This window comes from Dyadobacter chenhuakuii, assembly GCF_023821985.2.
GTDB classification, from domain to species: Bacteria; Bacteroidota; Bacteroidia; order Cytophagales; family Spirosomataceae; genus Dyadobacter; species Dyadobacter chenhuakuii.
The window spans coordinates 4,681,308-4,695,449 of record NZ_CP098805.1 but is presented as its reverse complement, the minus strand read 5'-3'; the positions used below and the strand labels follow the sequence as shown (position 1 = coordinate 4,695,449).

General features: G+C 45.7%; 11 protein-coding genes. 1 reads left to right on the top strand and 10 read right to left on the bottom strand.

Features of this window, described 5'->3' with window-relative positions; all coding sequences use genetic code 11:
• Window positions 1-2: 2 nt before the first annotated feature.
• Window positions 3-1,202, top strand: coding sequence for an L-2-hydroxyglutarate dehydrogenase (gene lhgD / locus NFI80_RS19525; RefSeq protein WP_235165905.1), 1,200 nt, complete (start codon window positions 3-5; stop codon window positions 1,200-1,202).
• Between the two features lie 80 nt (window positions 1,203-1,282).
• On the opposite strand, the gene NFI80_RS19520 is transcribed toward lhgD, so the two are convergent.
• From NFI80_RS19520 to NFI80_RS19475, 10 genes are all read right to left on the bottom strand, one after another.
• The gene (locus tag NFI80_RS19520) at window positions 1,283-2,743 is read right to left on the bottom strand and encodes an amino acid permease (protein WP_235165903.1); all 1,461 of its coding nucleotides are present in this window, start codon (window positions 2,741-2,743) and stop codon (window positions 1,283-1,285) included.
• A gap of 126 nt (window positions 2,744-2,869) precedes the next feature.
• Entirely contained in the window at window positions 2,870-5,845 is a 2,976-nt protein-coding gene (gene secDF, locus NFI80_RS19515; RefSeq protein WP_235165901.1) for a protein translocase subunit SecDF, read from the bottom strand.
• 178 nt (window positions 5,846-6,023) lie between these two features.
• Complete coding sequence (locus NFI80_RS19510; protein WP_233799080.1) at window positions 6,024-6,413, bottom strand: hypothetical protein; 390 nt, start codon at window positions 6,411-6,413, stop codon at window positions 6,024-6,026.
• A 101-nt stretch (window positions 6,414-6,514) separates the two neighbouring features.
• Window positions 6,515-7,633 carry a DmpA family aminopeptidase gene (locus NFI80_RS19505; RefSeq protein WP_235165899.1) on the bottom strand — a complete coding sequence of 373 codons (1,119 nt, stop codon included), beginning with the start codon at window positions 7,631-7,633 and terminating at the stop codon, window positions 6,515-6,517.
• An 82-nt stretch (window positions 7,634-7,715) separates the two neighbouring features.
• Window positions 7,716-8,654: a DUF4249 domain-containing protein gene (locus NFI80_RS19500; protein WP_235165898.1), complete on the bottom strand. Its 939-nt coding sequence runs from the start codon at window positions 8,652-8,654 to the stop codon at window positions 7,716-7,718.
• A gap of 38 nt (window positions 8,655-8,692) precedes the next feature.
• Window positions 8,693-11,059, bottom strand: coding sequence for a TonB-dependent receptor (locus tag NFI80_RS19495; protein WP_235165896.1), 2,367 nt, complete (start codon window positions 11,057-11,059; stop codon window positions 8,693-8,695).
• Between the two features lie 221 nt (window positions 11,060-11,280).
• Window positions 11,281-11,772: a 2-amino-4-hydroxy-6-hydroxymethyldihydropteridine diphosphokinase gene (gene folK, locus NFI80_RS19490; protein ID WP_235165890.1), complete on the bottom strand. Its 492-nt coding sequence runs from the start codon at window positions 11,770-11,772 to the stop codon at window positions 11,281-11,283.
• 88 nt (window positions 11,773-11,860) lie between these two features.
• Window positions 11,861-12,100 carry a 50S ribosomal protein L28 gene (gene rpmB / locus NFI80_RS19485; protein WP_026632020.1) on the bottom strand — a complete coding sequence of 80 codons (240 nt, stop codon included), beginning with the start codon at window positions 12,098-12,100 and terminating at the stop codon, window positions 11,861-11,863.
• A 93-nt stretch (window positions 12,101-12,193) separates the two neighbouring features.
• Entirely contained in the window at window positions 12,194-12,880 is a 687-nt protein-coding gene (locus NFI80_RS19480; RefSeq protein WP_233799085.1) for a response regulator transcription factor, read from the bottom strand.
• Between the two features lie 6 nt (window positions 12,881-12,886).
• Entirely contained in the window at window positions 12,887-14,131 is a 1,245-nt protein-coding gene (locus NFI80_RS19475) for a sensor histidine kinase (RefSeq protein WP_026632018.1), read from the bottom strand.
• Window positions 14,132-14,142: the final 11 nt, after the last annotated feature.

Sequence of the window (14,142 nt, the reverse complement as noted above, 5' to 3'; positions counted from 1 at the left end):
CCATGTACGACATTACCATCATAGGCGGAGGCATTGTAGGGCTCGCCACAGCATTACGACTGAAAGAGCAGTGGCCGTCGCTTAAAATTCTTCTTCTCGAAAAAGAAAACGAAGTTGCCAAGCACCAAACCGGGCACAACAGCGGCGTAATCCACTCCGGGTTATATTACAAACCAGGCAGCCTCAAAGCCACCAACTGCATCCGGGGTTATCAAATGCTGATTGATTTTTGCGACCGGGAAGGCGTACATTATGACTTATGCGGCAAAATTGTGGTTGCAACGAGCGAAGACCAAAGGCCGTTGCTAAGGAATTTGTTTGAAAGGGGAAATCAGAATGGCTTGACAGAAAACAGGATGATCTCACAAGGAGAAATCCGGGAAATCGAGCCGCATGTGGTTGGACTGGAAGGCATTTGGGTTCCATATACTGGCATTATCGATTACAAAGCAGTTTCGGAAAAGTATGCCGAATGTTTCCAAAAAATAGGCGGAGAGATCCGTTTTGGGGAAAAAGCTATTGATATTAAAGACCGGACCACCCATTCTGAGGTTGTTTCTGCAACGGGCAAAGTTTTTCAAACAAAACTGATCGTCAACTGCGCCGGGCTTTATTCTGATAAAGTTGCTCAATTAACACAACCTGAGGACATTAAGGTGCGGATCATCCCTTTCCGGGGTGAATATTATAAAATAAAACCAGAGAAGCAGCATTTGGTCAAAAACCTGATCTATCCTGTCCCAGATCCTAACTTCCCATTTCTGGGCGTCCATTTCACGCGCATGATCGAAGGCGGCGTGGAAGCGGGGCCTAATGCGGTTTTCGCGTTTCGTCGTGAAGGTTATAATAAGCTCGATGTCAATGTTCCGGAATTAATGGAAAGTCTGGCTTGGCCGGGTTTCAGGAAAGTGGCGATGAAATATTGGAAAACAGGCATGGGTGAGTATTACCGTTCTTTTTCCAAAGCTGCATTTACCAAAGCATTACAAGGGCTTATTCCAGAGATCCAAAGCAATGACCTTATTCCAGGCGGTGCGGGCGTTCGTGCGCAGGCTTGTGACTATGATGGCGGGCTGCTGGATGATTTCTCCATCATTGAAAACAAGAACGCGATTAATGTCTGCAATGCACCTTCTCCGGCTGCAACATCCTCCCTATCCATCGGGCAAACAGTTTCTGAACGCGTACTGGCGAGAATTTAACGTCTTTAAACTATATAAAAAAGACCCTGCCTCCAATGTGAAAGCAGGGTCTTTTTGTATAAAAACAAATCAGATTACACTTAAATGTTACCTTCTCTGCCTATTTTACTGTTTTTCTTTCCGTAACCGAAATATACCGCAAGACCCAGTGCCAGCCAGACCGCAAGACGATACCAGCTTTCAACAGGAAGCGAATACATCAGGTAAAGGCATACGACAATACCCATAATCGGCACAAAAGGGACCAATGGAGTCTTGAATGAACGTTTCAGATCAGGTCTCTTCACACGTAGCATCCACACGCCCACACATACGAGGCAGAATGCAAACAATGTTCCGATACTCACCATGTGGCCTAAGTCACTTACCGGCACCAGACCCGCGAAAATGCTTACAAAGCCCATAAAGAAAAGGTTTGTTTTCCAGGGCGTAGCGAATTTTGAATGTACGTCACTGAAAAATCTTGGCAAAAGTCCGTCTTTACTCATTGAATAGAACACGCGGCTTTGCCCCAATAACATAACCAGCATTACAGATGTGTAACCAGCCAGAATAGCAATGATCAAAGCCGTTTGTAGCGAATCGTAACCTGTTTTGGCAAAGGCTGTGGCGGCTGGTTTTGCATCATTTGCGAACTCCGTATACTTTACCAAACCCGTCATAACGTGCGCAAACAGCACATAAAGGATCGTACAAACAACAAGCGATCCAAGAATCCCGATCGGCATTCCTTTTTGCGGATTCTTTGCTTCCTGCGCTGCCGTTGAAACGGCGTCAAAACCAATAAATGCGAAGAAAACGACCGCAGCACCGGTGGCAATCCCCGTCCAGCCGAAGTTCTCATAGTTTCCTGTATTCTCAGGAATGTAAGGCACATAATTTTGTGGGTCAATGTGGCTCCATCCCAATGCGATGAAAACAAGCACTACTGCCACTTTCAATACAACAAGCATATTGTTCAAAAACGCAGAACCTTCTGTTCCTCTTATTAAAAGCAATGAAAGCATGCAGACAATGAATATGGCCGGCAAATTTACGATTCCGTTGTCTATGATGGTGCCGTCGCTCAGTTTAACGACTTCAAAAGGAGAGCAAACGAGCTGTGTAGGAAGGTGAATGTCAAATTTGCTTAGAAATTCGAGCAGGTAACGTGACCAGCTTACCGAAACGGTTGCCGCTCCCAATGCATATTCCAAAACAAGGTCCCAGCCGATAATCCAGGCAACAAATTCGCCCATAGTAGCATAGGAATAGGTATAAGCACTTCCCGCAATGGGTATCATCGATGCAAACTCTGCGTAGCAAAGTCCGGCAAATCCGCAACCCACGGCTGCAAGTATGAATGAAATGGTAACTGCCGGTCCTGAATGTTCGGCAGCGGCAATTCCTGTTAATGAAAAGAGCCCGGCACCGATAATGGCACCAATGCCAAGGGCTACCAAACTGGTTGAACTAAGTGATCGCTTTAACTGGTTCGCTTCTCCGGTTGATTCTTGTAACAATTTTTCAATAGGCTTTTTTGCCCAGAGCTGATTTGCCATATAATGCGTTTGTTGTAGTTATATTAACATCTGTTAAAACTAAAAAGAAAATTTTCCATATGAGTATATAGACAAAATAAAAAGGGGAAAGTAATGAACCTAACCCCTTTTTATTCTATAAAATCCTTATGCTTTAATCTTTTTGCTTCCCGCAGGCGCAACCGGCTCTGCAACCGTTAACGCTGGCTCTTTTCTTTTTTCGCGTTGCAGCAAGTCAACTACGATAGGCGCCGCTACGAACAGAGAAGAATATGTTCCGACGATTACACCAAGAAGCATACAGAATGTAAATCCACGAATTACTGCTCCTCCGAAGATCATTAGCACGATCAAAACAAGGATTACCGAGATACCCGTTACGGCCGTACGGCTCAATGTACTGTTCAATGCATTGTTGATAACCGTAGGCAGGCTTTGGTTATGTGCTTTGTCGTCTTTCAGGTAATCACGGATACGGTCATAAATTACAACCGTGTCATTCATAGAATAACCAATCATGGTCAGGATCGCACCGATGAACGCTTGGTCAATGTCAAGCGACCATGGCAACCAACCGTTAAACAGCGAGAAGATCGCCAGGATAATGATCACGTCATGCGCAAGAGACACAACAGCACCATAACTGAACGCAACCCTTTTGAAACGGATTAATATGTATACAAAGTTGGCAGCAAGCGCAAGCAAAATAGCGTACATAGCAGACCACAATGTATCATTCGCCATTGTAGGCCCTACCTTGTTAGAACTTACGATCTTAGCAGGATTGTTCGGAATTTTCTTGACACCGGCCAGAATTTTTGCCTCTGCCTTTTGATCTGCGTCGGTTGACGTTTCCTCGATCAGATAAGCTGTTGTGATTTTCACCTGATCCTGTCCACCGAATGTTTTCACTTCCGTAGTCGAGCCCAGGTCTTCATCCATAATGCTTCTCAGCTTGTCCGCATCAACGGATTCCTGGAAACGAACAACATAAGAACGTCCGCCTTTGAAATCAATACCCAGTCCAAATCCCTTGAAAATGAATGAACCAACCCCGATCGCAATGATAATTCCGGAGATAATGTAGAAACGACGGCGTTGTGAAACGAAATCGAAATCGTTGTCTTTGAACCAGTTTTTTGTCAAACCGGAATAGAAGTGGAAAGTTTTACCGTTTTTGATCTGCTGTTCCAGGAACAAACGTGTAATGAATATCGCGCAGAACAATGAGGTTAACAAACCAAGCACAAGCGTTGTAGCAAATCCAAGTACAAGTCCCGTTCCGAATGTGTACAGGATAATACCCGTCAGCAAGGTTGTAACGTTGGAGTCAATAATAGCACTTAGTGAATTTTTGAAACCATCGCGAACGGCTTGTGCAAAAGGTTTTCCTTCTTCCAGCTCAACCTTAATACCCTCATAAATAAGCACGTTTGCATCCACGGCCATACCAATGGAAAGTACGATACCCGCGATACCTGAAAGCGTCAAAACCGCTCCCAAAGAAGCCATAACGCCCAACAGGAAGAACAAGTTGATCAGCAATGCAATATCAGCGATCCAGCCGGCGCGGCTGTAATAAGCCACCATGAACACCAAAACGATAAGCAAACCAACCGCAGAAGAAATAAGTCCGTCATTGATCGCCTCAGCTCCCAGTGAAGATCCTACAACCGCTTCCTCTACAATGTGCGTCGGAGCTGGTAATTTACCCGCTTTCAATACGTTAGACATATCTTTTGTCTCTTCCACTGTAAAGCTTCCCGTAATGCTTGAGTTACCATTAGGAATCTCGCCTTGAACAGTCGGAGCTGTGTAAACCAGGTTATCAATGATGATAGCAACCGGGCGGCCTACGCTGCGCGCGGTTAATGTTCTCCATTTACGTGCGCCTTCGCCATTCATACGCATGGTTACTTCCGGGCGGCCACGCTCATCGTAGTCGTGCGTTGCATCTACGATCACGTCACCTTCCATAGCAGCCTGGCCATTTGCTTTTTTGATAAAATACAATGGCAGGATCAGCTGGTTGTTAACGCCTTCGGTTCCTTTACGATCCCACATAAATACGAGGTCGGCCGGGAACAATGATTTCACTTCCGGACGGTTCAAAATCTCATTTGCACGGGCTGTGTCTTTCAGGAAAACACCTAGTCCTTGCGGCATTGGAACGAACAAGTTAGTCAATGCAGCACTTTGTGCAGCCATTGCAGAGGAATCGGTTGCAGTAGAATCAGCTGATTTCTGAGCCAATTGTGCAGCAAGACCGCCGTCTGTTTTCTTAGTAGTGTCTGTTGCAGCAGATGCAGCAGCGGCAGGTTTGCCTGATGCTTTTTTAATTTCTTCCTGCTTAGCCAGATATTTTCCCAAACCGTCCAATCCGGAAGCCAGTTCGTTGGTCAGGTAAACCTCAGAGAATTCAAGTTTTGCAGCGCCAGAAAGTAAGCGACGCACACGCTCAGGGTTATCAACGCCTGGAAGCTCAACCAAAATACGGTTCTGGCCTGGCAAACGCTGAATGTTCGGGTTTGTTACCCCGAACTTGTCAATACGGGCCTGTGTGATCTGGAAGGCACGGTCAATAGAATTATTGACCTCAGTATTCAGCATTTTGATCACATCGCCATCCGATGAGCTACTGCTGATCTTGCCTCTGTTTGAGCTGGTTGAGAAAAGGGCAGCCAGACTTGAATTCGGCGCTGCTTCTTTGTATGCGGCTGCAAAACGGTTAATGAATTGGCTATTGCTGGCTGATTTGTCTTCGGCTGCTTTTTTCAAAGCTGTCTGAAATGCAGCGCCGCGAGCGTTTCCACCAGCCATTCCTTTCAAAATGTCGGCAGGAGCCACTTCCATCACCACGTGCATACCACCTTGAAGGTCAAGCCCAAGGTTCAGTTCACGCTCCATTACTTCCTGCAAAGTATGTCCGATATACACATCCTCGCGCCATAGCGAATCAATGTAGCGTTGTTTTTTTGACAGGTCCACCTCACCTTTCGCATCAGTCGCGTAAGCCACAGATTTGGCCTTAATGTTGCGTGACACGAATGTAAATGAGAGATAATAGACGCTAATCAGGGCGATCACGATGGTGAGCCCGATAATTCCGTTCTTATTAGTCATTATTATGTATTGGAAAAAATTGAAATGATATTCCTGAAATGTGAAGAAGATAGAACTGTAATGTTCATCTCAGTGAGCTGATAAAACACATTTAAACGACCGTTAAGCCCGTAAAGTGTTTTAAATCAATGTAAAAAAACAGATAAGCTAGCCACGAATGTCTGCCCTGAATGCAGCGTCAGGGAGCGTTGGTGACTATAAACCGACCGAAGATCCGGTGGAAATAGGAAAATAGAAATACGGATTCCTTAAGAACAACGGGAACAACCGATTCGCTGGCTACAAAATGCCAGATAGGTTGCGGTAAAAAGTAGAAGTAATGGGAAAAATCAAATGATAATGCAGGCGTAATAACCGCATCCAGGGATAATGCACTAATTTTTGCCTGGTTTTGCTCCGGCGATTGGGAAGATTGTTTTGCAAGATCCTTACCAATCTCTTTGGCGTGCGCAACATGCTTCTGAACCGAATCCGATTGATCGGACCATGAACGCATTCCTGCAACCATCAAAAGCATGATGGCCAGCATGAAGCTCATTGTCTGATTAATAACTCTTTGCGCTTTCACTTAGAATCCGGTTCTCTTATTAAACCGCAAATTTTAATCTAAAAAATTACAAACGCAAACTATTTTTTCAAACAACCCGCTCCCGACCGACCGGCGCCTCATTATTTCAATCTGCCGTACTTCTTCATGATTTCGAGAAGCTGCTCTTTGGGAAGTTCCTCAACCTTGTGTCCCTGGGTTCCTTCCATGGTTTGCGCCATCACGAGAGAATTGATAATGGCTTCTTCAGTTGACTCAATAACAGCCAGGAAGAGCGGGCTGACGGCATCGTTATGAAGATAAGTTGTGCCATAAGTACGTTCGGGCATTTCATGGAGCATGCGATTGGCGGTTGAAAATGCGATCACATAATCACCGCTGCCATTGGAAGCGATCCCGCCCGTTTGTGCCAGGCCCATAATTGCTCTTTTGGCGAGCCTTTTCAAATTCCTAGCGTCCAGCGGCGCGTCCGTGGCCACCACGATCATACAAGAGCCGTCGGAGGTTTTATCGAGCGATTCTTTGAAGGCAAATTTCCCAAGCTCCTCTCCCACCGGGACGCCATTGACTTTCAGGACACCGCCGAAATTCGTTTGCACCAAAACACCAACCGTGTAGCCACCAAGGTTGACAGGAAGCTTCCGGGATGCGGTTCCGATTCCACCTTTGAAATTAAAACAAACCGTCCCTGTCCCGGCGCCCACATTTCCTTCTGCAACCGGGCCATTCTGCGCTTGCGCCAATGCATTGAGTACATGCTCCTTGCGCACGTGACGCCCCCGAATGTCGTTCAGAAAACCATCATTGGTTTCTCCGACAACCGGATTCAAGGACCTGACATTCTCATTTCCAGGCTGTCCCAACGTCCAGTCAATGATGGCGTCGGAGACTGTGGGAACACTTAATGTATTAGTAAGTAAAATAGGCGTTTCAATGGTGCCCAGTTCCTCTACTTGTGAATAACCTGTCAGTTTGCCGAAGCCGTTGCCGATATAGATTGCTGCCGGCACTTTTGCCTGAAAGATATTCCCATCATGCGGGATGATCGCCGTTACACCCGTACGCACATCTGCGCCCTCCCGCAATGTCACCTGCCCCACTTTTACACCCGCAACATCTGTAATTGCATTGAGCGCACCGGTTGGCAATACGCCGATCCGGATGCCCAGTTCCCTGGCTCTTTTTTGGGCAAGGATTGGCATTGAAAAAAGGAGGAGGAGGATCAGGATATTCCGTTTCATACTATTGTTTATAAAAATGAAATATAACAAAAATCCACTGGCAAAACGTGTTTACCAGTGGATCAGCAGTGTTTTAAAGAAATTAATCCTCGTCAGGACGCGCCTTTTCGGGATCAATAATCGTTTCTTTCCGGCTTACTGCGGAAGCGCCGAACAAACCAAGCGCCCTGGGGCCTTTTGGATCGGAATTCACAACATTGGATTTTATGTTCGAGATTGGGACAGCGAAAAGTCCTCCGTTTGCAGCCTGCTCGCGGATTTGTTTTAGGTATTCAAAGGTTTCGTTTGTGATGCTGTGCAATTCGACACCAACGGATGCCCCGGCCGAGTAAAGAGAGTCTGTTGTAATGGATTCGCGGATGGGAAGGATGAAAATCAGCCCGTCAGAAGGAGCACCCGATCCGAACGCAGCATCATAGGCAATGGAAATGGTCACTGCTTTCTCAACTTTCGGTTTTCCGTTGATGAGCGGCTTTATCCAATAAGTGTCTCCTTCGCCTACGAAGTCACGTGCGTAAAACTGAGCAACATATCCTTCTTTTGGCCCCTTATCAGGCTCGAATGGTAATTTTTCTTTACGATAAACGATGGAATCGACTTGTGGAACGCGTTTCAGTTCGCTGGATGCCGTGTAAGTGGCAGCCTCATTGACGATCTTCAAATTGTAAGTTCTTCCTACATGCCCAAGTGTGTCTGCATTGGTCTTTCCCCAAACATACTGACCATTTCCAGCCACATCTTCAAACTGATAGATCTTTCCCTTATCATCGGTAACCGTCACTGTTGCACCTAAAACTGGCTTTGCCGGACCATTATTGAAATAGCTGGCCGACCAGGAAAGTTTGATCGTCTGCGGGCCGGCCTCATTGGTGATCCAGCCGTCCACAACGAGCTGTTCCGGTCCCGTCTTTGTGTCAAGGTCTATTACATCCTCGCAGCCCGTGAGCACCACGAACATGGCAAAAAACAATGACAGCAGCCCGTAGTGCCTGATATTTGAAATTTTATTGAATTGTCTCATGGCTATGATTTTCATCAATGTGATGGATTTGATCTCTTTTAAAACTTGAAATTATAAGTAATAGCAGGAATGAAATTGCCAATAACCGAATAGCGGACCGCTTCCGTTTTAAGCGGCGTATCTTCATTGGCACGGGTATAAACTGAGAACGGATTCCGACGGTTGTATACGTTATATACTGAGAATACGAACTCGCCCTGCCCTGTTTTGAACAGTTTCTTTTTTGTTTTTAACGTAGCTGCCAGATCCAGGCGGTGGTAGGCCGGGATTCGGTTGTTGTTTCTCGCACCGTCATAATTATTCCCGATCGGCCAGCCGCCCCACTCGTAACGGTTCGTAGGGAATGTTGCCGGTGTGCCTGATGTAATGGTAAAGTTGGCCGAAAGCGACAGCCTTTTGCTCATTTCATAGATCGCAACGGAAGTGAAGTTATGCGGTTTGTCAAATCGTGCAGGGAACCAGTCGTTGTTGTTGATCGTCTCCACCATTCTTTCTGTCCTTGATAAGGTGTAGCTGATCCAGCCTGTAAGCTTTCCTTTGTTCTTTTTTAAGTAAAATTCGGCACCATATGCACGGCCTTTTCCGAAAAGCAGGTCGCCTGCTACGAACTCATTCAGCAGCAACTCTGAGCCAGGAACGTAATCGATCTGGTTATAAAGTTTTTTGTAATACACCTCAACCGATGCTTCATACATATTGTTATTGAAATTCTGGAACCAGCCTAATGCAACCTGATCCGCTTTTTCCGGCGCAATGTTGACGGAGCTCAGCGTCCAGACATCCAGCGGGGAACTTGCGGCTGTGTTCGACAGCAAATGCAGATATTGCGCAGTGCGGTTATAGCTGGCTTTGAGGGAAGCATTGGACGTCAACCCAATGTTCAGAGATGCCCGTGGCTCCCAGTTTCCGTAACTTTTGATCACGTCTCCCTTTTTATAGGTTTTGCCGGGAAACATGGGAAACTTGCGCTGTCCTTTATCCACTTCCAGATAATCATACTCCGTGCCCGGTCCTAAGCTTCTGAAATAAGAATAACGCACGCCATATTGAAGTGAAATCTTATCCCCTAACTTCTGCTCGTTACCTATATATAATGCAGATTCGTCGGCATAACGCGGATCTAAGCTAATGTCTGTGTTTTCACCTTCCGAAACGGCAATGGCTTTCCCCGGGCGTGTATCATAGTAAATATACTGTCCGCCGAATGTCAGCTGGTTGTTGGGCGTGATATAGAATGTAAAATCCGGCTTAATGCTTGTGCTGATGATCTTTGATTTCCAGTCAAACTTGTCTTTCGCGTCCGGCTTGTTCTGGTTCTGGCCCAGGTTGTAATCGTAGTTGCTGTAATAACCGGTCAGGTTCATGAACAATTTGTTGGAAAAAATGTGGTTCCAGCGAGCCGTAGCCGTTGCATTGCCCCATCCGAAACCAAAATCACCTCCACCGAAAACATCTTTCCCGAAATAACCCGACGCAAAGAATGTGTCCTTATCACCTATTTGATAATTCACTTTGGCCGTCAGATCGTAGAAGTAGAACTTGGAATCTTTTAGGTCTGAATTCAAAAATGGTTTTGCCAAAACATCAATGTAAGAACGGCGACCGGCTACAATGAATGAGCCTTTCCCTTTTGCAAAAGGCTGTTCATAAGTCAATCTGGAAAAAATAGTCCCGATCCCGCCATTGATTTCCCGTTTTTTGGCATTACCCTCCTTCATTCTAACATCCAGAATGGAAGAAATACGGCCGCCATAAAGCGAAGGAATTCCCCCTTTGATCAACTTTACGTCCTTAACCGCATCGGGATTGAAAACCGAAAAGAAGCCGAACAAATGGGATGAGTTATAAACCGGCGCCTCGTCCAGCAGCACGAGGTTCTGGGAAATATCGCCGCCCCGGACATTAAACCCGGAAGCGCCTTCGCCTACGGAAGTAACCCCAGGCAATAACTGAATGCTGCGGATCAGATCCACCTCGCCTAATAATGCGGGCATTTTGCGGATCGTTTTCATTTCCACCTTGTTCACAGACATTTCAATGCTCTTCACATTCTCGTCTTCCTTTTGTGTCGAGATTGTGACTTCTTGCAAATCGGTGCTTTCGTCGGACATTTCAATGCTGACCGTCTTGTCTGCATCCAAAGTGACCTGCTTTTCCGATTTCTGGTAACCGATATAGGTGAACACAAGCGTGTAATTTCCCTCGGGCAATGTCAGCGAATAAAACCCGTATGGATTGGTCACCACACCAGTTTCGGCTTCCCGAACGTAGACAGAAACCCCGATAAGGCCTTCACCATTTGACTGGTCTTTAACATAACCGCTAACCGTGTGCCGGTTCTGCGCAAACGCGCTGACACAAAAAAAGAGCGAGAAAATGAATGGAACGAGTAATTTGTTTTTCATGGGCTTTAATTTCATTATTGAACTTTTCCTATTCTGATGACAACCTTAAAGACGTATACCCTCTTTAAATTCTTTAAAAGTTTTTCTGAACCTAATTCCAGGAGCCTACAAAGCACGTGTTAATCAACTTAATATGATAGAAAAAAGTGATGAACTCGTCTAAAAAGGGAATAAATGGCCAAAACCTAAAAATCAGAGACCTAACAAGAAATAGTATTTTTTCACGAAATTTTTGATACAACCCCGTTGTCTGTACACATTTGCAATAATTCGAGTGACGTTTTTTTCAGAAGCGGGTTTATATAGTCAGGCGCAATTTCGACCAGTGGGATCAGGTTGAAGAGGCGGTCTTGAAGGCGGGGATGAGGTAATGTGAGGCGGGCGCTGTTGAGCAGCAATGCTTTGTAATACAGCAGGTCAATGTCAATCACACGGGCTCCCCAGCGCTCGTAACGAACGCGGCCAAGCTCGTGCTCAATGTCGAGGATGATCCTCAAAACTTCCTCCGGAGCCAAGGCGGTTTCCACGCGGATCACCTGGTTCAGGAACGCGGGCTGATCGGCCAGGCCCCAGGGCTCTGTTTCATAAACCGAAGACTCGCTGGATAATGTGCCGACCCTGTTTGCGATTTGTTCCCTCGCCAATGCAAGCACTGCCTGCCTGTCGCCCAGATTTGAGCCTAGCGAAAGAAAAATGCTGTTAGCGGAAGCCATGCCTGCGATCGTTATCAGGGGTGTGCACGATGCATGAAAAAAGGACTTCCCGGATAGGAGAAGTCCTTTTTAAAACTCGTAAATATTTTTAGAACGTAAGCGTTCCTTTGTCGTATGCTTTTTGAATCGTTGCTTCGATACCATTCTTGTTGATAGTACGAAGTGCAGATGTTGCTACTTTCAACGTAACCCATTCTCCTGTCGAAGGAAGGAAGAAACGTTTCTTTTGCAAATTCGGGAAGAATTTACGCTTTGTTTTATTGTTAGCGTGAGAAACGTTATTTCCAACGCGAGTTCTTTTACCTGTAATTTGACAAACCTTAGCCATAACCTTACTTTTTTTCCAAATGAGGGTGCAAAGATGCGCAATTAATTTTTCGTGACCAAACTCTGATAAAAGAAATTTTCAAAAAATACCGCATTACCACCTCATCCTGAACCCTACGCCATGAATATTATCGATTTTAATGTCGGGATCGGCCGATAAATATTTCCTTAGCCTTGAAATAAACACATCCAGGCTCCGGCCCATAAAATAATCGTCATCACCCCAAATTGCTTTCAGCAGCTCATCCCTGCGAATGACCTGATCGGGTCTTTCGGCGAGATATTTCAGCACTTCTGCTTCCCGGAATGTCAGGTTCTGGCTGCTTCCGTTGATAGCCAATGTCAGTTTTTGAAAGTCAAATGTGTATTTGCCGACCTTGCTGGAATCTGCTTTGGTTGCCAGGGGCTGCTCCGATTTGCTGCGTCTGAGGAAAACGTCAATACGCAATTTGAGCTCTTCAATGCTGAATGGCTTGGTGATATAGTCATCCGCGCCGAGTTTGAGGCCTTTGATCTTGTCTTCCTGCAAAGCCCGTGCTGTCAGGAACAGAATGGGCACCTGGCTGTCCGAATTCCGGATCTTTTCGGCCAATGTGAAGCCGTCCATTTTCGGCAACATAATGTCCAGCACGCAGATATCAAAATGGTCTTTACCGAAATATTCCAATGCTTTCACACCGTCCGGCGCATGAACGACCTCATAATCATACTCTTCCAGATTATCCTTCGTCGCAAATGCCAGGTTTGGATCGTCTTCTACGTATAAAATTCGCTTTTTCATTTAGGCTTATTTCTGAGGAATTGATATTTTAAATGTGCTTCCCTTTCCCAGTTCACTTTCCAGGTCCAGTTTCCAGTTATGCGACCGGACGATCTGTTTTACGTAACTGAGGCCGATGCCAAACCCTTTCGCATTATGCACATCGCCATAAGGAACGCGGAAAAACTGGTTGAAAATTTTCTTGCGATATTCCGGTGCAATCCCGATGCCATGGTCCTGAACAGCTATAAACAGACATTTGCCCTTATTATAGGTTTCAATCCTTACGTCCGGAGTGTCATTGGAATATTTTAATGCATTGTCAATCAGGTTGTTGATCATACATCTGAAATGGAATGGGTCCGCTTCGATCAATGTGTTCTCAGCTTTGTTCAGAAAGGTTATTTTGTTTTCAAAAGGCAGCAAAACTGATTCGATAATGTCTTCCGCGCGCATCACTTCCTTTTGTAATGTCAAAGCATTACGCTCGGCTTTGGCCATTGAAAGCACCATTTCAACCTGTCCCTGCAATCGCAAAATCTCGTCCTGCACGATCTGAACATATCTCTGATGTCGTTTTGGCTGGTTTACAATGTTATCCGAGTTTAGAACATCTGCCGCAATGCGAATCGTTGAAATGGGCGTTTGCAGCTCATGCGTCATATTATTGACAAAATCCCGCTGCACTTCCGACAATTGTTTTTGTCTTAAAATCACAAAAAGCGCATAAGCAAAAAACGAGACCGCCACCAAAACCAGCACAGAAGACCAGATTGCGCCATTAATGGTGCCGGCAAAATAACTGTCCTGCTCAGGAAAACGAACACCGAAATAATAGGGATATTTATCTGTTTTGATCCAATTCGAAGTCGGCGTGGGGATTTTATCATTGTTTTTGGTGCTCAGTGACATGCCATAGCGCATCCGGTTGGTCGTACAATCATAAATCCCGACTTCAAAATCGGTGATCAGGTTATTTTTTTGAAAACTGTCTTTGATAAAATTTTCGAGGAGTTCCGGCTGCGTGGTCGCGTTGGTATTTACGAGAAAATATTGCGGCGACAGCTGCTCCACGGGGTTGACGCTTTGCATAACGCCATTCACCTTCGCAAGCTTGGTCGCCACGTCCTGCAATGCGACGTGCGCATTTTGGTTAAATTCCCTGTGCCTGAGATCCAGCGCCTGCTTCACCCAATAGATCTGCGTAATCACCACACCAATGATGAGCAAGGCAGAAAAAACGGTGAGTGACTGAATGGTTCGTCGTGACATGGCGCAGGATT